The organism is Micromonospora sp. WMMD987 (assembly GCF_029581435.1).
Classification (GTDB): domain Bacteria; phylum Actinomycetota; class Actinomycetes; order Mycobacteriales; family Micromonosporaceae; genus Micromonospora; species Micromonospora rifamycinica.
The window spans coordinates 2,808,439-2,831,625 of sequence record NZ_CP120861.1 but is presented as its reverse complement, the minus strand read 5'-3'; the positions used below and the strand labels follow the sequence as shown (position 1 = coordinate 2,831,625).

The 23,187-nt window shown below is 72.5% G+C and carries 12 protein-coding genes; 3 read left to right on the top strand and 9 right to left on the bottom strand.

The annotated features are described in order from the left end of the window. Positions 1-104 precede the first annotated feature (104 nt). The 5 genes from O7612_RS12080 to O7612_RS12060 form a co-directional block, all read right to left on the bottom strand. Positions 105-2,855, bottom strand: coding sequence for an AAA family ATPase (locus O7612_RS12080; protein ID WP_282273144.1), 2,751 nt, complete (start codon positions 2,853-2,855; stop codon positions 105-107). Between the two features lie 67 nt (positions 2,856-2,922). Further along, the gene (locus tag O7612_RS12075; RefSeq protein ID WP_282273141.1) at positions 2,923-4,236 is read right to left on the bottom strand and encodes a hypothetical protein; all 1,314 of its coding nucleotides are present in this window, start codon (positions 4,234-4,236) and stop codon (positions 2,923-2,925) included. Between the two features lie 708 nt (positions 4,237-4,944). After that, a complete protein-coding gene (locus O7612_RS12070; RefSeq protein ID WP_282273136.1) occupies positions 4,945-6,375 on the bottom strand; it encodes a carboxyl transferase domain-containing protein in 1,431 nt (476 codons plus the stop codon). Positions 6,376-6,385: 10 nt separating this feature from the next. Continuing rightward, a complete protein-coding gene (ccrA, locus tag O7612_RS12065; protein WP_348774283.1) occupies positions 6,386-7,747 on the bottom strand; it encodes a crotonyl-CoA carboxylase/reductase in 1,362 nt (453 codons plus the stop codon). After that, entirely contained in the window at positions 7,744-8,928 is a 1,185-nt protein-coding gene (locus O7612_RS12060) for a 3-hydroxyacyl-CoA dehydrogenase NAD-binding domain-containing protein (RefSeq protein WP_282273134.1), read from the bottom strand. The genes ccrA and O7612_RS12060 overlap by 4 nt, the downstream gene beginning before the upstream one ends. 334 nt (positions 8,929-9,262) lie before the next feature. On the opposite strand from O7612_RS12060, the gene O7612_RS12055 reads away from it, so the two are divergent. Next, entirely contained in the window at positions 9,263-11,614 is a 2,352-nt protein-coding gene (locus O7612_RS12055; RefSeq protein ID WP_282273130.1) for a UvrD-helicase domain-containing protein, read from the top strand. Next, positions 11,611-13,368 carry an MDR family MFS transporter gene (locus O7612_RS12050; RefSeq protein WP_282273129.1) on the top strand — a complete coding sequence of 586 codons (1,758 nt, stop codon included), beginning with the start codon at positions 11,611-11,613 and terminating at the stop codon, positions 13,366-13,368. The genes O7612_RS12055 and O7612_RS12050 overlap by 4 nt, the downstream gene beginning before the upstream one ends. Positions 13,369-13,447: 79 nt before the next feature. On the opposite strand, the gene O7612_RS12045 is transcribed toward O7612_RS12050, so the two are convergent. Genes O7612_RS12045 through O7612_RS12030 form a run of 4 tightly spaced genes read right to left on the bottom strand, consistent with a single transcriptional unit; the run spans position 13,448 to position 22,094 of the window. Further along, entirely contained in the window at positions 13,448-14,476 is a 1,029-nt protein-coding gene (locus tag O7612_RS12045; protein WP_282273128.1) for a GDP-mannose 4,6-dehydratase, read from the bottom strand. Between the two features lie 16 nt (positions 14,477-14,492). Beyond that, positions 14,493-15,908, bottom strand: a complete 1,416-nt coding sequence (locus O7612_RS12040) for a glycosyltransferase (protein ID WP_282273126.1) — start codon at positions 15,906-15,908, stop codon at positions 14,493-14,495. A gap of 1 nt (position 15,909) precedes the next feature. After that, the gene (locus O7612_RS12035) at positions 15,910-21,063 is read right to left on the bottom strand and encodes a type I polyketide synthase (RefSeq protein WP_282273123.1); all 5,154 of its coding nucleotides are present in this window, start codon (positions 21,061-21,063) and stop codon (positions 15,910-15,912) included. Next, a complete protein-coding gene (locus O7612_RS12030) occupies positions 21,063-22,094 on the bottom strand; it encodes a ketoacyl-ACP synthase III family protein (RefSeq protein ID WP_282273122.1) in 1,032 nt (343 codons plus the stop codon). The genes O7612_RS12035 and O7612_RS12030 overlap by 1 nt, the downstream gene beginning before the upstream one ends. A 186-nt stretch (positions 22,095-22,280) precedes the next feature. On the opposite strand from O7612_RS12030, the gene O7612_RS12025 reads away from it, so the two are divergent. Continuing rightward, positions 22,281-23,027 carry an alpha/beta fold hydrolase gene (locus tag O7612_RS12025; protein WP_282273120.1) on the top strand — a complete coding sequence of 249 codons (747 nt, stop codon included), beginning with the start codon at positions 22,281-22,283 and terminating at the stop codon, positions 23,025-23,027. The last annotated feature ends 160 nt before the right edge of the window (positions 23,028-23,187 follow it).

Genomic DNA, 23,187 nt, shown 5'->3' with positions numbered 1-23,187 from the left:
TGCGGCCGGGACATCGATCCCGGTCATGCCTCATTGACCCTATTCAGGCATAATTCGATGCCCAACCCCTACGTGCCCCAGACCCGGTGCGCCGGAGTCGGCGGTCAGGCCGAATCCGCCATGGTGGGCATGCACGCCGCCGCCAGGTCGGCCCGGTTGGTCACCTTGAGCTTCCGGTACGCCTTGGTGAGGTGCTGCTCGACGGTGCTCACGGTGATGTAGAGCTTCTGGGCGATCTCCCGGTTGGTGTGCCCGGTGGCCGCCAGGGCGGTGACCCGTCGTTCGGCCCGGCTCAGCTTCACCAGCCCGCCGTTGGGCTGCTTCGTCACCATCGATTCGGCGTGCTCGTCGGAGGACTGGTGCAACAGGCTCCGGCGCAGCGGCTCGGCCCGGCACTCGGTCGCCAGTCGCAGCGCCTGCTGGAACGCCGCGTTCGCCCGCTGCCGTTCCCCCATCGCCTGGTGCACCTGGTGCAGGTCGGCCAGCGCGCTGGCCAGTTCGAAGCGGTCGCCGCAGGCGTGCAGCACCTCGACGGCCTCGCGGAGCAGTTGCAGGCGTCCGTGGGTGCCGCTACAGGCGGCCATGGCGCGCAGCGAGATGCCCGCCGTCCGGGTCAGCCCCTGCCGGGTTCCCTTCAGCTGCGCCCCGGCCAGCTTCTGTGCCCGGTCCCGGTCCCCCAGCTTGAGGTACACCCGGGCGGCGGCGCCCCGCCAGGGGACGAAGGCCGGTACGTCCATCTCCCACTCGGCGGCCAGTTCCCCGCAGGTCAGCAGATCGGTCATCGCGGCGTGCCAGCGCTCGCACGCGGACAGGTAGAGGCCGCGCGCGTAGAGGTAGCGCAGACCGAACCGGGTCTTGAACATCTCCTGCGGCACCGGTGCCTTGGCGTAGGCACCGGCCGCGTCGAGGTCCCCCATCATCGTGGTCGCCTGGATGACGGTGGCCAGGGGTGCCCCCACCGCGACGCCCCACCCGCGCGGGGCGATCCGGTCGAGGGCGGCACGCGCGTACCGGGCGGCGTCGGGCAGGTCGCCCTGGTACAGCGCGATCTCCCCACGGACGGCTTCGAGCCGGGCGTTCCACGTCGGCGCGTAGCGCTCCGCCGCCGCCGCGAGCAGCGGATCACACCAGGTGAGCGCCCGGTCCGCGTGATCGGAGTAGAGCAGGGCCAGCAACGCCGACTCGGCCGGTTCCAGGGTGGCCTCGTCGACCTCGCAGCCACAGCCGCGCAGGATGTCCTCGGCACGGCGCACGACGTCCACGGCCCCACGGGTCAGCACCTCCGACAGCAGCGCCGCGCCGAGCAGGTGCTCGTCGGCCAGCTCCGCACCGTCGGGCGTCCCCGGTCGCCGCGGCACCTCGGGCACCATCCTGGACAGCGGCGGGTGCCAGGACCGCAGCCACCGGCGGATCATGCCGAGTTCGGCGTCGCGCCGCTCGCCACCCGCCCCGCCGGTACGGCCCGTCGCGTCGATGACCTCCATCGCCTCCCCGGTCATGCCGTGCCAGACCAGCGACCTCGCCACCGCGCTGACCTGCCGGTCGGAGAGCAGGCCGCGGCGGGACGGCTCGATCAGCAGGGACACGTGGCGGACGGCGGCGACCGGGTTGCGCCGCCACACGACCCCGGCCAACCGGGCGAGCACGGAGGCCCGCTCGTGGTCGTCCGGGCAGCTCTCGAACGCCAGGCTGAGACAGTCACAGGCGAAGTCGAGGTCGTCGGAGGCGATGGCGACCTCCGCGGCCTCGCGCAGCAGGCGTTGGGTCCACCGCTGCCGCGTCCCGTCCGTCTCCAGCAGGTGCCGGGCCACCGTCGAGGCCGAGGCGCCCTGCACGTACAGCAGCTCGGCCGCGCGTTCGTGCAGCCTGCGCCGTTCGTGGGGATACAGGTCCGCCAGGACGGCGGCCCCGCTCGCCGGGTTGCGGAAGTCCCCGCCGGTCACCAGCCCGGCCAGTTCCAGCCGGCGCAGCGCGGTCCGGGTCTGCTCCCGGCCGAGTTCGACCAGGTCGGCCAGGAGCGGGACGCCGGTGGGCCGGCCCAGGACCGCGATGCCGCGCGCGACGGCCAGGGAGTCCGGCGAGCTGCGGTGCAGGCAGGCCACGACGGCCTGACCGAACGCGACGTCGGGACGACGTGGATCCGCCCCGCGCAGGTCGTCGAGCAGCGCGCGGACCAGCAGCGGATTGCCTCCGGTGAGCCGGTGGATGTCCGCGCCGGACAGCGGCAGGGCGGCCGGGTCCGTCTGGGCACGCACCAGGGCCGCGACCCCCTCGCCCGACAACAGGGTGAGGTCGATACGTCGCCAGTGGTCGTTCCTCAACAGCTCGGCCTGGACCAACGCGGTCGCCGCGTTCTCGTCGTCGGACTGGGTGAACACGAGCAGCGCCGAGGTCCGCCGCAACCGCGAGGCGAGGTCGAGCAGTTCCCGCAGGGACTCCCGGTCGGCGCACTGGACGTCGTCGACCATGATCACCACAGGGCGGTCGGCGGTCCAGGTCAGCAGTTCGGCATAGAGGACGCGTAACGCCTGCGCGCCGGCGACCTCCGCCGGGTTCGTCGACGGGACGGCGTCGACGAGCTTGTCCATCTGCGCCCGGAGCCGCCCCGGGGCAGAGCCCGCCCCGAACAGCTGCACCAGGACGTCGAACGGCACCTCGGCCCCGGACCTCTTCGCGGTGGCGCTGAAGAGCAGCGCGCCGGCCCGCAGCGCCCGTTCCGCGAACGCGTCCAGCACCTCCGTCTTCCCGCAACCGACCGGTCCACTGATCAGAGCCAGTTGGCCCACTCCGCTCCGACATGCCGAGAGCATCTCGTCGAGGGCAAGAAGTTCGTTGGTTCGCTCTGTCAGCGTCATGGACATCCCGCTTCCCCGTATGTCGCTGCGGTTGCCGGTGGCCCGACGGCACCGGCGGCCGCAGCTGTCATTTGCCGCTGGTCGCGCTTACCCCCGGCTTGTCCGCCGCGGCCGGCCGGGTTCCGGTGGGGGTCTTCGGGCCGCTGGCCACCGGCTTCTTCGACGTACTGGTCGAGGGGCTCGCCGCGTCCGGGGCGGACTCGAACTCCGGCGGCACCGGATAGTCGGGCATGAGGTAGCGGGGCCCCTGGCGCTTCACCTCGTCGGGGATCATCGCGCCGAGACCGCCGTCCTCGTTGACGCCCTTCTCGATGATCGCCATGGAGTGGAAGAAGTGGATGCCCACCACGCTGCGATCGGTCGGCCTGCGCCGGTAGGTCGTGTCCGACACCAGGGCCTCGTAGTTCAGGCCGTCGACCATCTCCTTGAGATAGCCGACGCCGGTGGTGGGATTCGAGAAGTCGCTGCTCGACCCGCCGAATCCGGGCCAGTACGACGTCTCCATGTCCTCGATGACATAGAGGCCGTCGGCGGCGAGCCTCGGGAAGAGGTACTCGAAGGACCTGATCTGGTCGGAACAGAAGTGGCTGCCGTCGTCGATGACGATGTCCAGCTCGCCGGTCTCCTCCAGCACCGTGGCCAGGAATTCGGGATCGGCCTGGTTGCCGCGGAACGTGCGGAGCCGCTGCGTCTCCAGGAAGCGCTTGTCCTCGATATCGATCCCGAAGACCAGCGCCCTCGGGAAATAGCGCTTCCACATCTCCAGTGAGGCGCCGCCACGATCGGCCTCCTGAAAGCCGCCGATGCCGATCTCGAGGATACGCACCGGCCGGTCGCGGTAGGCCTCGAAGAAGCGCTGGTACTGGCGGGCGTACCAGCGGGCGCCCCACTTGTCGGACCCGAAACGCAGGGCGAGACCGGCCAGGTCGGCGTTGCGGCGGCTCCGGTTCGCGAACAGTTCGCCCCACGGCAGGCCGGTTCCCCGGTCGCCGGTTGCGAGGATGTCCGCCAGCTGCGCCGGGTCGCCGCAGGCGGCGGGTCCGAAGACCGCGCGCAGCATCCCCGCGAAGGCGGGGAGGTCCTGGTGGATGCGCACGTCGGCGTCGGCGGCACCGGCCCGGGAAAGGTCCTGGCTCCAGGGCAGCGGCTCGACCGTCACCGTGTCCCGCTCGGCGCGGACGAGGTAGCCGACCACGTGGCGGGCGATCTCGAGGTCGTGTTGCACGACCAGTTCCGCCCGGCCGTCGTACGGCAGGATGTCCAGCAGAATCTCCTGGTACAGCAACTCCAGGACGTAGTGGTGCTGCAACCGGTTCGCGATTCGCAGGGTAGCCTCGTCGTCCACACCCGCCGCGTTTGTCAAATCCCCGATCGCAGCCATTCTGCTATCCATCAAGACAACCACATCCTTGGTCGATCGTCGCCACGGGACATACCGAGGTAATGACTATCACCGCCGACCCGGCAGGGGTAACCCCTAGATCCCAGCAACCATAGGGGCCATGTTTTCCCAGTTCACACGAGGTAACGACGAATTACCCAACTCCCCGACACGTATTGGACGCACAGCATATTACATTGACGTTAATCATTGACGGTAGAAGCACTTGCCCACACCACGGGTCACCACACCGGGCCGATCGGACGTCAGTACAGCTAACCCTGACATCCCCCTCCCAGATTGACGCTGATCAGTCAGTCAGACCAACCTACTCGCTGTCGGTGTGCCAGGCATCACCCAGAGCAACAATATTTGGCTCGGGAAGGGCGGCGATGACCCGGCATGCAGGGCAAACGCCGGAACCGGGTACTGCGTACCAGATTGTGGTACCCCTGGCCCGGCGGGTCTAGGGGTTAACGACCGTCGCGTCCGAGGTTAGCTTCGATGCGGCCCCGCGCGCCGGAGCAGCCCGGACCAGACGACCACGGAGGCACCATGCCGGACGCGCCCACCGGCCGCCTCGTCCCGGACGGCGGCCCCGGGTTCCGCCTGGTGTCCGGGCCCGGCACGTCCGCCCCGACGCGTCGCCGGCCGCATCGGGGTGACCGCCCGGTGTCGACGCGCGTGGTCGACGGCGCCCGGCCGCGGTCACAGGGGAATGTTGCCGTGACCGCCCCGGCCCGCCGCGGCGGTGGCCAACACCTCGGCGATCCGCCGGCGGCTCGCGGCCGGGTCGATCACCTCGTCGATCATGCCCAGCGCCAGTCCCCGCCGGGTGCCACCGGAGATGCGGCGGTGCTCGGTGACCAGTTCCCGGCGCAGACGCTCCCGGTCGGCCTCCGGCGCGGCAGCCAGGGTCCGCCGGTGCAGGATGCCCACCGCCGCCTCCGGACCCATCACGTCGACCTCGGCGTCCGGCCAGGTGAGCACGGTGGTGGCACCGAGCGAGCGGGAGTTCATCGCGATGTAGGCGCCGCCGTACGACTTGCGCACCACGAGGGTCACCCGGGGCACGACCGCCTCCCCGAAGGCGTACAGCAACTTGGCGCCGCGCCGGATCACCCCGCCCCACTCCTGGTTCACGCCGGGCAGGTAGCCGGGCACGTCGACCAGCACCAGCAGCGGAATGCCGAACGAGTCGCAGGTACGGACGAACCGGGCCGCCTTCTCCGCGCTGAGCGAGTCGAGACAGCCGCCGCGGTGCAGCGGATTGTTGGCCACCACGCCGATCGCCCGACCCGCGAGACGACCGAAGCCCACCACGATGTTGCGCGCCCAGCGCGGTTGCAGTTCCAGGAAGGCGGGTTCCTCGTCACCCGGCCCGTCGAGCAGGCGCGCGATCAGCGGGTGGACGTCGTAGGCGCGTCGTGCCGACGCCGGCAGGACGTCGACCAGGCCCGCGTCGTCCGTGACCGAGGACAGGTCGAACCAGCCGGGGCGGGTGAACACCCCGACGAGGTGACGGGTGGCGGCGTACGCCTCGGTCTCCGAAGCGGCGGCGACGTGCACGACGCCGGACTTGCGCCCGTGGGCCTCGACGCCGCCCAGCCCCTCCATGTCGATCTGTTCGCTGGTGACCGAGCGGACCACGTCGGGGCCGGTGACGAACATCCGGCCGGCGTCGGCCATCACCACCATGTCGGTGAGCGCCGGGCCGTACGCGGCGGCACCCGCCGCCGGACCCAGCACGACCGAGATCTGCGGCACCCGCCCGGAGGCCCGGATGATCGCGGCGAAGATCCGCCCGACCCCGTCCATCGACTGGATGCCCTCGGTCAGCCGGGCTCCGCCGGAGTGCCAGAGCCCGATCACGGGAAGCCGGTCCCGCACCGCGAGGTCGATGGCCGTGACGATCTGCGTGCTCTCCTCGACGCCGAGCGAGCCGCCGGCCCGGGTGGCGTCGGTGCAGAAGAGCACGACCGGGCTGCCGCCGATCCGGGCGTGCCCGGCCCGGACCGCGTCGTGCGGACCGAAGAGCCGCAAGGAACCGGGGTCGGCCAGTCGCGCCAGGCGGGTCAGCGGGGCACGGGGATCGTCCGTGCCCGGATCCGCCGCGTCGCTCAGCTCGGCCGTCGTCATCTGCGGAGCCTCATTTCTCCGGGGCGGCGACGGGGCCGACGGTCCGGAACCGGTTGATCGCGTTCTCGTGGCGGGCCCGCGTCTCCGGGTCCGAGACGCCCCCTCCCTCATCGGCGAGGCAGAGCACGCCCACCTTGCCGTGGTGCTGGTTGCCGTGCACCTCGTCGACCGCCTGACCCACCCGGTCGAGGGGATAGACCGCCGACAGCGTCGGATGGATCCGGCCCCGCGTCACCAGGCGGTTCGCCAGCCAGGCCTCCCGGTAGTTCGCGAAGTGGGAGCCGACGATGCGCTTGAGGTGCATCCACAGGTACCGGTTGTCGAACTCGTGCCGGAAACCGGAGGTGGAGGCGCAGGTCACGATGACGCCGCCCCGCCGCGCGACGTAGACGGACGCGCCGAACGTCTCCCGCCCGGGGTGCTCGAACACGATGTCCGGGTCGTCGCCGCCGGTCAGCTCGCGGATCCGCTCGCCGAGCCGCCGCCACTCGCGCGGATCCGGGGTCTGGTCGTCGGCCCAGAACCGGTACCGCTCGACGCTGCGGTCGATCACGGCGGCGGCGCCCATCGCCCGGCAGATCTCGGCCTTCTGCGCGTTCGAGACGACACAGATGGGGGTGCCGCCCCCGTTGAGCACGTACTGGGTGGCGTACGACCCCAGGCCACCGGCCGCGCCCCAGATCAGCACGTTGTCGCCCTGCCGCATGACCGCGCCGTGCGGGGAGACGAGCTGCCGGTAGGCGGTGGAGTTCACCAGTCCCGGCGCGGCGGCCTCCTCCCAGGTCAGGTGCGCCGCCTTGGGCATCAGCTGGTTGGCCTTGACCAGGGCGAGTTCGCCGAGGCCGCCGAAGTTGGTCTCGTACCCCCAGATCCGTTGCTGCGGGTCGAGCATCGTGTCGTCGTGGCCCTCCGGCTCCTCCAGCTCGACCGAGAGGCAGTGCGCGACCACCCGGTCGCCCGGGTGCCACAGGCGTACCCCCGGGCCGGTCCGCAGCACGACTCCGGAGAGGTCGGAACCCACCACGTGGTACGGCAGGTCGTGCCGGGCCGCGAGGCCACCGGTGCGGGCGTACCGCTTGAGGAACCGGAACGTCGGCACCGGGGCGGACAGCGCGCTCCACACGGTGTTGTAGTTGATCGAGCTGGCCATGACGGCGACCAGCGCCTCGCCCGGCCCGGGCTCGGGGGTCGCCACCTCCCTGAGGTGCAGCGCCTTGCCGGGCTGCCGGTCCGCCACCGCGACCGCGGCGTACATCTCCTGCTCCTCCTCCAGGAGCACGGCCGCCCGGTAGCTCGGCGGCACGGGGAGCGCCTCGACGGCGGCGCGGCCGGTCCCGACCGACTCCAGGGTCTCCACGAAGGCCCGGTTCATCGGGCTGCCCCCCGGCCCGGGCGCTGGGCATGGAAGCCGGCTCCGGTCTTACGGCCGAGCCGGCCCTCGGCGACGAGCCGGGTGAGCATCGCCCCGGGCCGGGTCGCCGGGTCGCCGAACTGCTGGTGCAGGCGGCGCAGGATGGCGAGGGAGACATCGAGGCCGATGGTGTCGAGCAGGGCGAAGGGACCGAGCGGGAAGCCGTGAGCCTCCTCCATCTCCCGGTCGAGTTCCGCGACGCCCGCCTCGCCGCGCTCCACCATGCCGACGGCGTCGTTGAGGTAGGGGAACAGCAGGTAGTTGACGATGAAGCCGGACCTGTCCGGGCAGCAGACCGGCACCTTGCCCAGGTGGCGGGCGAGGGCGCGGGCCACCCCGGTGGTCCGTGGGGCGGTGTGCGGGGTGTGGCCGACCTCGACCAGCCTCATGACCGACGCCGGGTTGAAGAAGTGCATCCCCACCACGTCGGCCGGGCGGCCGGTCGCCGCGGCGCAGTCCGCCACCGACAGGCTGGAGGTGGTGGTCGCGAGGACGGTGCCGGGCCGGCAGACCCGGTCGAGGGCGGCGAAGACCGCACGCTTGGCGTCCTCCTCCTCCACCACCGCCTCGACGACGAGGTCGCAGTCGGCCAGGTCGTCCAGCGCGACGCTCGTCCGGAGCCGGCCGGCAGCCTCCGCGGCCGTCGCGGGGGCCACCCGGCCACGGGCGACGGCCTTGTCGAGCGCCGCCGCGACGCCACGCCGGGCCGTCTCCGCCCGTTCGTCGCGGCGGGCCACGAGGGTGGTGCGCAGGCCGTGGACCACGAGGGCCTGCGCGATCCCGACGGCCATCGTCCCCGAGCCGACGATGCCGACCGAGGACGGCACCGCGGCGGCCACCGGTTCCGGCGCGGCGGGTCGGCCGGAACGGGGAGAATCCCGGTCGGGCCGACCCGGCCATGCCCGGGTGGTCAGCAGTGGCGCCGGGGGCACGGCTGCCGCCGCCATCAGTTCCAGCACCCGGTCGCGGCCGATGTCGTCCACCATGGCCAGTGGGCCGGCGGTCAGACCGCAACCGAGGCGCATCGCGGTGTCGATGTCCGAGCCGGTGACATAATCCTGTCCACACAGGATCGCGGCCCGGTTCAGATATCGCAGCAGCAACACGTGCCCGGCAGCGATCCCATGCTCCTGTACCGTCATCGCCACCCCTTGATCGCGTTGTTCCGCGCGGCCGAACTGCCGGATCAATGCGGACTCTAAGAGGCGGCGGCGGGCAGCGGTAACCCCTACAAGCGCGGTGTGATTCGTTCTCACCTAGGGGTGGAACATGAATAGCACCCCTGGCCGCGCGGTGGATTCATCGCGTTTACCCGGTGGATTCTTCCGCGCCGGGAAAGACCGGCGGAATTGCCGATCGGAATGGAGGGTGGGGATTTCACGGCGCGCGACGTCCGTCAGGCGCGACAGGAGACCGGGCAGTGCGGTAGCATGTGGACGAAGCACAAAAGTCCTGTGCTTTAAATCCTACCATGGGGTGGCGCTGTTGTCAACAGTTCCCTCGGAAGCGTTCGCCGCTTCCGCCAACGACACGCTAGAGGACGAGCGCCGCTACGTGGCGATGCTCTACCGCCACGTCGACAAGCTGCGCGACGTCGCCACGCAGCGGCTGACCCGGACCCAGCTCGACAACGCGAGCAACCCGTCGGCCCGCGCCGAGCGGGACGCCTCCGCCACCCTGTACCGGGAGCGGATCCGGCAGTTGCAGGGCATCGACGAGCGGCTGTGCTTCGGCCGGCTGGACATGGACGACGGTGAGCGTCGCTACGTCGGCCGCATCGGGCTGGTCGACGAGGACGACCAGTCGTCGCTGCTCATGGACTGGCGGGCCCCCGCCGCCCGACCGTACTACCTGGCCAACGCGATCACCCGGGAGGGTGTGCGCCGACGCCGGCAACTACGGATGAAGGGCCGTACGGTCACCGGCGTCGACGACGAGATCCTCGACGTCGAGAGCGCCCCGCCGGACAGCACCACCTCGCTGACCAACGAGGCCGCGCTGATGGCCGCGCTCACCGCCCACCGCACCGGCCGGATGCAGGACATCGTCGCCACCATCCAGGCCGAACAGGACGAGATCATCCGGGCCGACATCAACGGCGTGCTGGTCGTGCAGGGCGGCCCCGGCACCGGCAAGACGGCCGTCGCGCTGCACCGGGTGGCGTACCTGCTCTACGCGCACCGGGAGCGGCTCGAGAAGCGCGGGGCGCTGATCCTCGGCCCCAACGCGACGTTCCTGCGCTACATCAGCCAGGTCCTGCCGTCGCTGGGCGAGACCGGCGCGCTGCTCTGCATGGTCGGCGACCTCTACCCGGGCGTGGTCGCCACCGGCAGCGAGCCGGACGAGGTGGCCGAGATCAAGGGTCGCATCTCGATGGTGCAGGTCATGGCGAACGCCGTCTACGACCGCCAGGAGACCCCCCCGGTCAAGGAGGTGCTCTTCGAGGGCGACCGGCTGCGGCTCACCCACAAGCTCACCGCGAACGCGAAACGGCTGGCCCGCGACACGCTGCGCCCGCACAACGAGGCCCGGCCGTACTTCGTCCGCGAGATCATCGAGGCACTGACCAACCAGGTCGCCTCACTCATCGGCCGCCACCTGCTGGCGGACGAGGACATCAAACAGATCCGGTTCGACCTGGGCAGGTCGCCGGAGGTGCACCGGGCCCTGCACGAGCTGTGGCCGATCCTCACGCCGGAGCAGCTCCTGGCCGACCTCTACGCCTCGCCGGAACGGATCGAGGCGGCCACCCCGGACCTCGCTCCGGCCGAGCGGGAGCTGCTGCGGCGTGACCCGTCGGCACCGTGGACCCCGGGCGACGTACCGCTGCTCGACGAGGCCGCGGAGCTGCTCGGCTGGGACGACCGGGCCGAGCGGGCGCGGGAGGCCGCGCAGTGGCGGGCCGACCTGGAGTACGCCCAGGGCGTGCTGCAGATCCTCAACTACGAGGAGGACGAGATCGACGAGGAGGTCCTCCAGGCCACCGCCCTGATCGACGCGTCGACGCTGGCCGACCGGCACGACGACGACGGCTACCTGTCGGTCTCCGAGCGGGCCGCCACCGACCGCACCTGGGCGTTCGGACACATCGTGGTGGACGAGGCGCAGGAGCTGTCCCCGATGGTGTGGCGGCTGCTCATGCGTCGCAGCCCGAGCCGCTCGATGACCGTGGTCGGCGACGTCGCGCAGACCAGCGACCCGAGCGGAACCACCACGTGGGGCGACGTCTTCGCGCCGTACGTCGCGGACCGGTGGCGGATGACCGAGCTGACCGTCAACTACCGGACGCCGGCCGAGGTCATGGCCGTCGCCGCCGACGTGCTGGCCGCGATCAGCCCCGAGCTCAAGCCGCCCCGCTCGGCCCGTACCTCCGGCATCACCCCGTGGCGCGGGCAGGTCGAGAGCTACCGGCTGGCCGTGCCCGAGGCGGTCCGCGCGGAGTGCGCGGCGGTCGGCGGCGGGCAGGTCGCCGTGATCACGCCGACCGAGCTGGTCCACCCGCTCGGTGACGCCATCCGGGACGGGACGACGGCGGAGGTGGTCGTCGGCGACGGCGTCTCCCTCGGCGCGGGCGTCGTGGTGCTCGACGTCCGGCAGGCCAAGGGACTCGAGTTCGACTCGGTGCTGGTCGTCGACCCCGCCGGCATCGTCAGCGAGTCCCGACGCGGCCTGAGCGACCTCTACGTCGCCCTGACCCGCACCACCAGGCGGCTCGGCGTGCTGCACCGCGGCGATCTGCCGGCCGTGCTGCGGCAACTGGGCGACCGCGACACCACGGACTGCACCGTCGGGGCAGCCCACGATCGAGCGGACGAAGGAGCGCGATGAGCACCGTGCCGGAATCACCCACCGCACCGGGACAGCAGCCCGTGCCGGCGAAGAGCGTCATGATGACCGTCAACGGGCTGCTGCTCGGGATGTTCGTCGCGGTCCTGGCACCGACCGTGGTCACGGTGGCGCTGCCGAGCATCGTGACGCAGCTCGGGGGCTCGCAGTCGGCGTACACCTGGATCGTCACGGCGGAACTGCTGGCCATGACCGTCTCGGTCCCCCTGTGGGGCAAGCTCGCCGACCTCTACCACAAGAAGTGGCTGCTCCAGGCCTCTCTCGGGCTCTTCCTGATCGGGTCGCTCGTCGCGGGGGCCGCCGGCTCGATCGGGGTGCTCATCGTGAGCCGGGTCGCGCAGGGCGTCGGGGCCGGCGGGCTCACCGCGATGGTGCCGGTCGTGATGGCGGTGATCGTCCCGCCCCGCGAGCGCGGCAAGTACATGGGCCTGTTCGGCGCGGTCTTCGCCGTCGGGACCATCGTCGGCCCGCCGCTGGGCGGGGCCCTGGCCGAGGTGCCCGGCTTCGGCTGGCGGCTGTGCTTCTTCTTCGGCGCACCCTTCGCGCTGCTGTCCATGATCGTCCTGCAGCGGACCTTCCACCTGCCCACGACGCGCCGGCAGGTGCACGTCGACTACCTGGGCGCCGCCCTCATCGTCGTCGCCGCCAGCGCCCTGCTCGTCTGGTGTTCGCTGGCCGGTGACGTGTTCGCCTGGCGCTCGGGGTGGACCGTCGTGCTGGTGACCGTCGGTGTGGTGGCCCTCGGGCTGACCGTCCTGGTCGAGGCGCGCAGTCCCGAGCCCATCCTGCCGCTGAGCCTGTTCCGCAACCGGACGATCGTCCTCACCACCCTCGCCAGCATGCTCGTCGGTGTCGTGCTGTTCGGCGCGTCCGTCTTCGTCCCGCCCTACCTGCAACTGGCTCAGGGCCTGTCACCCGGCCAGACCGGCCTGCTGAGTCTTCCCCTGGCGTTGGGCGTCGTGGTCGCGTCCACGGTGGCGGGACACCTCATCACCTCCACCGGCCAGTGGAAGGCGGTCCTCGTGACCGGTGCCGTGCTGACCGGCGGCGGCGCGGTCATGCTCGCCATGGTCGACGAGAACTCCGGCCTCGGGTGGTTCGTGGCGGCGGTCGTCGTGCTCGGGCTCGGTGTCGGAAGCCTGATGCAGAATCTGGTCCTGGTCGCGCAGAGTTCGGTGGACATGCGGCAGCTCGGGGTGGCGACGTCGACGTTGTCGTTCTTCCGGAGCCTGGGCGGCTCGGTCGGGGTCACCGTCCTCGGCGCCGTGCTCGCCCACCGGGTCCGGTCGGTGATCGAGTCCCGGTCGCCGCAGGGCGGCGGCACCGGCGACGCCGGCGGGAGCCTTCCGGACCTGGGATCCCTGCCGGAGCCGGTCCGCGCCGTCATCGCCCAGGCCTACGCGGTCGCGACCGGCGACATCTTCGCCCTCACCGTACCCGTGGCGGTGCTCATCCTGCTGACCGTGGCGCTGCTCAGGAACCGTCCACTGGCGTCGCAGTTCGGCATGCCGCCCGGACCGCGACGCGCGGGCGATCAGGGTCCGGGCGGGCCCGGTCCCGGCGATCAGGGTCCGGGCGGGCAGGCGGACCGCCACGGAACCGACGGGCAGGGTCCGGACGGGCAGGGTCCGGACGGCCACGGTCCGGACGGGCACGGTCCCGGCGGGCCGGGTCGGGTACCCGGTGGGGCGCAGCCGGTTCAGCCCGGCGAGCAGAGCCGGCCGTCGGCGGGCTGACGCCCGGGGCACCGCGTTGCCGGTGCCCGCACGGTGCCGGCCGGTCCCTCCCGGGCCGGCCGTCACCGTGCGGGCACCGTCACCAGTCGACGTGCGCGGAGTACTCGTCGTACTTCTGGGCGTGGGTGAGGTGGGCCAGGTCCGCCTCGACCATCATCGTCATCAGCTCCTCGAACTTCAGCTTCGGCTGCCAGCCGAGTTCCTCCCGAGCCCGGGTGGGGTCGGCGCACAGCGTCTCGACCTCCGCCGGGCGGACGAACTCCTCGTCGACCACCACGTACCGCGACCAGTCCAGGCCGACCGCGCCGAAGGCGATCCGGACCGCGTCGCGCACCGAGTGCACGACGCCGGTGCCGACCACGTAGTCGCGCGGCTCGTCCTGCTGGAGCATCAGGTGCATGGCGCTCACGTAGTCACCGGCGAAGCCCCAGTCGCGCCGGGCGTCGAGGTTGCCGAGTTTGAGCTCACCGGCCATGCCGAGTTTGATCTTGGCAACCGTGTGCGAGATCTTCCGGGTGACGAACTCCAGGCCCCGGCGCGGCGACTCGTGGTTGAACAGGATGCCCGAGACGGCGTACATCCCGAACGACTCCCGGTAGTTGCGGGTGATGAAGTGCCCGTAGGCCTTGGCGACGCCGTACGGGCTACGCGGGTGGAAGACGGTGCTCTCGGACTGGGGGGTCTCGGCAACCTCGCCGAACATCTCCGACGACGACGCCTGGTAGAAGCGGACCTGCCGGGAGAGTGTGCCCGACGAGCCGACGCCCGACACCACCCGCAGCGCCTCCAGCATGCGCAGCACACCGAGGCCGGTGACCTCACCGGTCAGCTCCGCCTGCTGCCAGGAGAGCGGCACGTACGAGATCGCGCCCAGGTTGTAGACCTCGTCGGGCTGGACCCGGTCGATGGCGGCGATCAGGCTGCTCTGGTCGAGCAGGTCCCCCTCTACGAAACGCAGATCGTGCACCAGGCGGCTGACCCGTGACCGGCGCGGATTCGCCTGGCCCCGGACCAGGCCCCAGACCTCGTACCCCTGCTCCAGCAGATGCTCGGCCAGGTACGACCCGTCCTGGCCGGTGATGCCGGTGATCAATGCTCGGCGCGACACGGTTCCTCCTGCGTGGTCAGCTCGGTGGGGTTCGGTCTGCGGGTGCGGCGTCGGCCGTCGTGCCGAGCAGGCCCAGCCGGCGCTGGATGAGGTCCGCCGCGGCGGCGCTGCCGCCCGCGGAGCGCAGCTCGCCGGCCCAGTACTCGGCGCGTCGCCGGTACGCCGGATCCGTCACCAGCTCGGTGATCTTGGAGACGATGTCGTCGATGTCCGGCGTGTCGACGTTGCGCACCACGAGCCCGGCGCCGCTGTCGGCCGCGCGGGCGGCGAAGTCGTTGCAGTCCATCCAGAACGGCATGACCAGCAACGGTTTGCCGTGCACCAGCCCCTCGTGGAACGCGTTGCCGCCACCGTGGTTGAAGAACACCCGCACGTGCGGGTGCGCCAGGACGGCCAGCTGGGAGGGCAGCCACGCCTCGACCCGCAGGTTCGGCGGCAGGTTGGCGGGCAACATCCGTTGCCGGGTCTCGTCGAGTTTCCACAGCACGTGGTGCCGGGGACCGAGCCGGCGGGCCGCCTCGACCAGCGCGGCCACCTGACCCGCCGAGGGACGCATGAAGGTCCCGAACCCGATGTAGACGATCGACGGGTGGGCGTCCAGCCAGGCGTCCAGGGACGGATCCGCGGTGACCTGGCCGGAGTCGCCGGGCAGCACCGCGCCCACCATGTGCAGGTTCGGCGACGCGGCCGGGAACGGGTACTCCAGCCCGAACACCGAGCAGCCGAGCACGTCGGCCGCGGCGCGGGCGTAGTGCGACGGGAGACCCGCCGCGTTCGGCAGTCCCTCGTCCCGGCGGCGGCGCAGCGCCGCCAGCGAGGGGCGCAGCCGCCGGGGACTGGCCAGGACCGCCCGGGTGCCCAGCCGGAAGAGCACGTTCTCGACCCGCTGCCGGGGCGACATCCGGGCCGGCAGCCCCGACCCCGGCGTCGGGTAGCTCCACGGCAGCGTGTCCACGTAGAAGCTGCTGACCGGCACGGCGATCGTCAGGACGTACGGGACGTTCCGCTTCATCGCGGCGTCGATGGCCCAGCCGGTGCACGAGTCGGCCACGATCAGGTCGGGCCGGACCTCGTCGATGGCGGCCAGCGCCCTGCGGTACAGCTCCTCGGTGTACCCGTGGTCGACGTTCGTGTCCATGAACGCCGCGAAGTCGCGTACCCGCCGACCGGTGGTCATCGCCCGCAGGGTCTCCTGGTCCCAGTTGGCCGGCCAGAGGTGGGGGCGGTAGCGGCCGAGCGAGACGAACCGCACGGTCCCGCCGCCGGCCCCGCCGACCCGGCGGATCTCCGCCGCCCGTTCGTCGGTGCAGGCGAACCAGAGGTCCACGTCGCGTCGCACCAGCTCCTGGGCGATCGCCAGCAGCGGATTGATCAGTCCCGCGCTGGGCAGGCTGGTGAACAGCAGCCGGCCCCGGGTACCGTCGTCGCCCACGTCAGGCTCCCTTCGCCAGGATCTCGCCGTCCCCGGATCCGGGGCGCGCGGCGAGCAGCAGCTCGGTGATGAACCCCGCGATGGCGGTCACCGTCGGCTGCTGCCAGAGCAGCGTGGTGGGCAGGTCGTGGCCGAAACGCCGTTGCAGCCGTCGACGGACGACCACCGTCATGACCGAGTCCATGCCCTGCTCGACGAGGGGCCGCCGCCGGTCGAGTTCGCCGGCCGCCAGCCGCATCTCGCCGGCGATCAGCCGGTCGGTCTCGTCGGCGACGACCCGGTGCAGCTCGTCCGGCGGGAGGCCGTCGAGGTTGCCGGCCCCGGGGTCGGCGGCGTCGGCCGGGCCGTCGGCGGCCGGGCCCTCGTCGGCGGTCAGGGCCGCGAGCAGCGGTGGTCGCGGTTCGTCCCCGGACGTCGGGCTGACCACCGTGTACGCGCCGGGGCCATGGCCGAACGCGTGTCCGACCGCCTCGAACACCAGGCCCGGATCCACCGCGGCGGTGCCCGGCAGGTCGCCGGTCGGCCAGCCGATGCTCCAGGTCCCCCGGCAGCCGCTCGCCACCCGGTGCGCGGTGAGCGAGTCGACGTACGGGGCGACGGCCGCCCTCGCGTCGCCGGGTTCGGGCCACACCCGGGCCTCCAGCGGCACCGTGAAGAGCAGGAAGTCGAGGGCCTGCGGCGGGTGGGCCGCGTGCAGGGAGTCGATCACCGCGAGGGCCGCCCGGACGTCCGGGGCGGGGGTGTCCGGCGCCGCGTACACCACACCGCGTACCGGTGGGAGGTCCCACACCTCGGGCACGAGGCTGCCGGTGCGGGCCCAGACGGCCGCGTCGACCGTGGCGGTGAAGACCGCGACACCGCGCCCCTCCAGGGCACGGACGACGGCGATCTCCGCACCGAGGTCCCCGGTGGAGTCCCACTGCGCGCGGGGAGGCAGCGCCGTGTCGTCGAGCAGGACCAGCCGCCCGACGCCGAGCCCGGCCAGCCAGTGCGCGGCGGCGGTCCCGGCCGGGGTGAAGGCCCCGACGACGGCGTACGTGCCGTCGGCGCGTACCGGGGGTGGTGCGCCGGTGCCGTCGAGGTCCACCCGGGTGAGTCGCGGCACCGCCGGCCCGTCGGCGTCGAGCGCGAGCACGTCCTCGTCCGCCGCCCGGTCCAGCGCCGCCAGGAACGCCTCCGCCGCCGACCCGTCCCACGTCGGACCGAGGTCGACGGCGGCCACCCGCAGGCCGGGACGTCCGGCCCGCAGGCCGCGGACCAGGCCCCACAGGGGCGCCTGCCGGACGTGTGCCGAGTGACTGCTGTCCCGGACACCGGAGGTCAGGCACCAGAGCCGGGGGCGGCGCTCCTGCGGCAGCCGGCAGAGGGCCTCGGCCACGGCGTCGAGTTCCCGCTGCGCGAGCCCGGTGGCCACGCTCACCGGGCGGACGTGGTCGACCAGGCTCACCAGCACCTCGGCCGTCGCGTCGAGGTGGGGGCCGAGGGCGTCGACACCGGCCGCGTCGGTCGCCGTGTGACACGTGACGCCCACGGCCGAGAGCCCGTCGGCGAGCCCGGCCAGCCCGGAACCGACCAGGACGGCGGTCCGGGCCGCGGGACGTGCGGCGGTGCCGTCCGGCGGCCGCCACACGGTCGCGTGCACCGCGCGCCGCGCATCGGTCGCCGGTGCCGTCTCGCCGATCTCGGTGTAGCGCAGGCCGTCGACCCGCGCGATGCGCCGGCCGGTCGGGTCGGTCACGACCGCGTGGGTGAGGCCGAGGCGCTCGTCCGCGAGCAGCACGGTGACCGTCACCGTTTCCGGTGCGTCGCCGTCGACCGCGATCAGGTCGGTGTCGACGGCCATCCGCAGCAGCGGGGCTCCGGGGAACACCGCCGGGGCGATGGACATGACCGCGTCGAAGGCGACCGCCCAGCTTCCGACGCCCGTACGGCCGTGTGGCGCCTTCACCTCCGCGACGAGCACCCCGGTGCCGCGCCGCAGCCGTTGCACGGTCCACTCGAAGCCGGTGGCCGGCACGCCCACGGCCGCCAGGCGTTCCCGGACCAGCCCCGGGTCGGCGAACCCGGCGTCGTCGCCGACGTCCGGTCCGATCGGGCCGCCGTCGACGTCGATGTCCGTCGCGATCTCGGCCTGGGCGTTGACCAGCCAGGTGTCGCCGGCCGGCGACCGCGACGCGAGCCGCAGCGCGCCGCCGTCGCGGACCACCTGGAGTTCCCGGTGGTCGTTGGTGATCAGCGGCTGACGCATCACCAGGCCGCCGAGGTGCGCGGGCCGTCCCGCGGCGTCCGCCCCGGCCGCCATGAAGGTGCTCACCAGCACCGAGGCGGGGACGATCTCGACGCCGTTGAGCGCGTGGCTGCCCGGGTACGGCCGGTTGTCGTCGTCGAGCCCGGTGCGCCACACCACCGTCGGGCTGCCCGCGATGGTCTGCCTGGTGCCCAGCAGGGTGTAGCTCTCGACGTCGTGGCCACGCTGCCGGGTCTGCGTTCCGTCGCTGGTCTCACGCCACAGTCGCCGTCGCTGCCAGGCGGTGGTGGGCAGGTCGGTCAGGAAGCCGCCGGGTTGCAGGCTCGACCAGTCGACGTCGATGCCGGCGCAGTGCGCCGCCGCCACCGCCGCGAGGTAGGTCCGTGCCTCCGGGCGGTTGCGACGCAGCGAGATGCCGGTGAACGCCTCGTCCATGCCCTGCTCGGCCAGCGTCTCGCCCACCGAGTGGGCGATCAGCGGGTGCGCGGACACCTCGAGGAAGGCGTCGAAGCCGTCGGCGGCGGCGGCGCCGACGGCGGCCGCGAGCCGCACCGGCTGACGCAGGTTGGTCGCCCAGTACGGGCCGTCGCTGGACGGGACGGCGCGCGGGTCGGGCAGCGCCGTGGAGTACATCGGTATCGTCGGCCGGCCGGGGCGCAGCCCCGCGCACAGCTGCGTCAGCTCCTCCAGGAGGGGATCCATGTGCGGGCTGTGGAAGGCGATGCGGGCCGAGACCCGGCGGGCCTCGATGCCCTCGGACGGCCAGGTGTCGAGCACCTCCTGCACCGCGGGCAGGTCACCGGCGAGCACGGTCGACACCGGTGACGCGGCGATCGCCGGTGACAGGTCGGCCCGCCCGGCGAGCCGCTCTGCGGCCTGGTCGAACGACAGGGAGACCATCACCATGTCGCCCCGGCCCTCGGCCCGGGTGAGCAGGCGCGAGCGCCAGCACGAGACCCGCGCCCCCTCCTCGACGCTCAGCAGGCCACAGGTGACGGCGGCGGCGACCTCGCCCATCGAGTGGCCGATGACGGCGTCCGGGGTGACGCCCCGGCTGCGCCACAGGGCCGCCAGACCCACCTGCATCGCGAAGATCATCGGCTGGATGCGGTCGACCGTCTCGAAGGTGCCGCTGCGGATCAGCTCCCGGGCGGTGAATCCACTCTCGGCGGCGAACACCGGATCGAGGACGTCGATGACCCTGGCGAACGCGGGCTCGGTCGCCAGCAGCTCCCGCCCCATGCCGCTCCAGTGCGAGCCGTGCCCGGAGAAGACCCAGACGAGTCGCCGCCGTGGGGCCTGTCCCGGTCGGACGACACCGGTGACGACCCCGTCGGCCGGCCGGTCCGCGGCCAGCAGGCGCAGGCCGGTGACCAGTTCCGCCCGGCCACCGGCGACGATGCCCGCCCGGTGGGACTGGTGCGTACGGTGCCGGGCCAGGGTTCGCCCGACCGCGTCGAGCGGCACGTCGGTGCGGCTGTCGACGTGTTCGGCCAACTCGGCCGCGGCCTGCCGCAACGCCGCGCCGCCGGCCGCCGACAGCGGATAGAGCCGCACCTCGTCGTCGTCGCGGTGCTCCGGCTCGACGACGGTCTCCGGTGCCTGCTCCATGACGATGTGCGCGACCGTGCCGCCGTAGCCGAAGCCGGAGACACCGGCGCGGCGCGGGTGCGGCCGGCGCGGCCACGGCTCGGCCGACTCCGCGAGGCGCAGCCCCGAGTCGGCCCACGCGATCTCCGGGTTGGGTCCGGTGGGCAGCAGGCTGGCCGGCACCACCGCGTGTCGCAGGGCCAGCGTGGTCTTGATGACGCTGGCCACGCCCGCGGCGCCCTCCAGGTGGCCGATGTTGGACTTCACGGACCCGACCAGGCAGGGCTCGTCGTCGGCACGCCCCGCGCCGAAGACGGCGCTGACCGCGCCCGCCTCCATCGGGTCGCCGAGGCGCGTGCCGGTGCCGTGCGCCTCGACGTAGTCGACGGTGGCCGGGTCGATGCCGGCCTGCGCGCAGGCGCGGACCATCACGTGCTCCTGCGCCGCGCCGCACGGGGCCATGATGCCGTTGGTGTGGCCGTCCTGGTTCACGGCGCTGCCCCGGACCACCGCGAGCACCCGGTCGCCGTCGCGCTCGGCGTCGGCGAGCAGCTTGAGGACGACGACGCCGCATCCCTCGCCGCGGCCGTAGCCGTCCGCGCTGGCGTCGAACGGCTTCGAGCGGCCGTCGGGCGCGAGCGCGCCGGCCGCGCCGAGGGTCAGCGACTGTCCGGGGGAGGCGATCAGGTTGACGCCCGCCGCGATGGCCACGGTGCTCTCGGCGAGGCGCAGGCTCTGGCAGGCCAGGTGTACCGCCACGAGCGAGGCGGAGCAGGCCGTGTCCACCGCGATGCTCGGTCCCCGCAGGTCGAGGACGTGCGAGATCCGGTTGGCGGTTCCGCAGCTGGCCGCGCCGATGCCGGTCCACGCCTCGATGCCGGGCAGGTCCTCCAGCAACCGGCTGCCGTAGTCACCGCTGCACAGGCCGACGAAGACGCCGGCGTCGGTGCCGGCCAGGGAACGCGGCACGATCCCGGCGTGCTCCAGCGCCTCCCAGGTGACTTCGAGCAGGATCCGCTGCTGGGGGTCCATGAGTTCGGCCTCACGCGGCGTGATGCCGAAGAACTCGGTGTCGAACTCCTCGATGCCGGTGATGAAGTTGCCGCGGGCGATGGCCCGCCTGGTGGCGGAGGTGAACTCCGCGCCGTGGGCGGCGTACGGCGCCCACCGCTCCCACGGGACGTCGCCGACGGTGCTGCGCTGCTCGCCGAGCAGGGCCCAGAACTGTTCCGGCCCGTGCACGTCCCCGGGCAGGCGGCAGCCGACGCCGACGACGGCGACCGGTGCGGCCGGCCGGGGGTCGGTGACCTTCGTCATCAGGCACTCTCCGGCGTGCGGAGGATCTTGACCACGGCACAGGCCAGGTTGATTCCCGGCCCGGTGCCGAGCAGCAGCATGTGCTGGCCCGGGAGCAGCTGCCCGGTGTCCACGAGGTGCTTGAGCGACAGGACGTGGTCGCTGGCCCCACAGTGGCCGATCGTCCGGCCGTAGTCCCACGACGACCTGGCCATCGGCAGGCCGAGCGGCGCCATGCACCGCTGCTCCACCACCTCGCGGGAGTAGTTCATGAACGCGACCCGGTCGAGGTCGGACAGCGCCAGGCCGCACTCGGCGACCGTGTCCGCCACCGTACTGATCATGAGTTCCTGCGCCCTGGCGAGCGCGGCCATCCCGGCGCTGCGGGCCATCACCTGCTGCTGGAAGCGACCGGCGAAGCTGAGCGACCGGCCGACCGTGGCGGTCGGCGGGAACAGCGGCTCGCCGCCCCGGTGCAGTTCCTCGGCCTCGGGCACGGTCACCGACGACACCGCGAGCAGCTGGGCGAAGCCGGGATCCCTGGTGAGCACGAGGGCGGAACCGGCGTCGCCGGCCACGGTGCCCGGGTTCATCCGCCAGCGGTCCATCATCGGGGTGCCGTAGTTGTCCGCCGCGACCAGCAGGGCGTGCCGGTGGCGGTCGTCCGCCCGCAGGTGGCCGACCGCGAGCATCATGGCGCTGAACATGCCGTTGCACCCCTGGCGGATCTCGACCGCGGGGACCTCTCCCCCGGTCAGGTGGCGCTGCAGGTACGCGTGCGGCAGCCAGCCGTCCGGTCCCTGGTGCCAGGTGCTGGCATAGATCATCAGACTCAGCTCGGTCGCCGGGCGGCCGAACTGCTTGACCGCCTGCTGGGCGGCGCGCAGGGCCATCTCCGGCGCCGGCAGGTCACCGGCGACCGCGGCGCCCCCGAGTTGGTGGATCTCCACGTCCTCCGCCGGATAGCGGCCGTCGTCGACCGCCTCCTGCACGGTCACCGTCGGCGGCAGGAAGGCGCCCATCCCGCCGATGTAAACATCTGGTGTGCGCACGGACACGCCTCCTCGGGCAAATGCAATTCGACGGGAAGAATCCGCTGTCAGGAAACGTACGAGCAGTGCCGATCGGCGCAACACCCCTAAGCTGCGCAGGCACGTGTCTTCTAGGGGTGGCGACCGCGACGGGGAACGCGATAGGAATATGCGGCAAACACGACGGCCGACCGGAAAGCGCGTCTGATGACCGAGGAAGAGAGCCTCTGGATTCGTCGATTCCACCAGTCTCCCGAGGCGGGAATCCGGCTTTTCTGCCTCCCGCACGCCGGCGGGTCGGCCACCTATTTCTTCCCGATGTCGCGGAGTCTGACGCCGGCCGTGGAGGTGCTGCCGGTGCAGTACCCCGGCCGGCAGGACCGCCGGTTCGAGGCCTGCGTCGACGATCTGCACGAGCTGGCGGACCGGATCTTCGAGGCGGTCCGTGGCCTGGCCGACCGGCCCGTCGCCTTCTTCGGCCACAGCATGGGCGCGGCGCTGGCCTTCGAGGTGGCGCTACGGATGGAGGCGGAGCTCGGGGTCGGCCCTCGGCACCTCATCGTCTCCGGTCGACGGGCGCCGTCGACGTGCCGCGTCGAACAGGTGCACCTGCGCGACGACGACGGCATCGTGGCGGAGCTGCGCATGCTGAGCGGAACCGCTGACGACATGCTCGGCGACCACGACATCCTGCGCATGATCCTGCCGGCGGTCCGGGCCGACTACCGGGCGATCGAGACGTACCGGGGGCGGTCCGACGGTGCGGTGAGCGCGCCGATCACCGTGCTCACCGGCGACGCCGACCCCCGGGTGTCGCTCGCCGAGGCCCACCGGTGGCGCTCGCACACCACCGGGGCGGCGGAGGTGCTCGTCTTCCCGGGTGGGCACTTCTATCTCAACGACCACCGCAACGACGTGAACGGCGTCGTGGCCCGCATCCTCGCCGGGGCCTGAAGCGTCCGCCGCTCGGACGCCCCCGGCGGGATCCGGCATCCGGATCTTCCCCGCCGTACGTCTACGGGGCCACGCCCCGGCGCGGTACGCCGGCCGTCCCGGGGGGTGGACGGCCGGCGTACCCGTATCGGGGGCCGGGCCGGTGGAAAGAGACGCAATG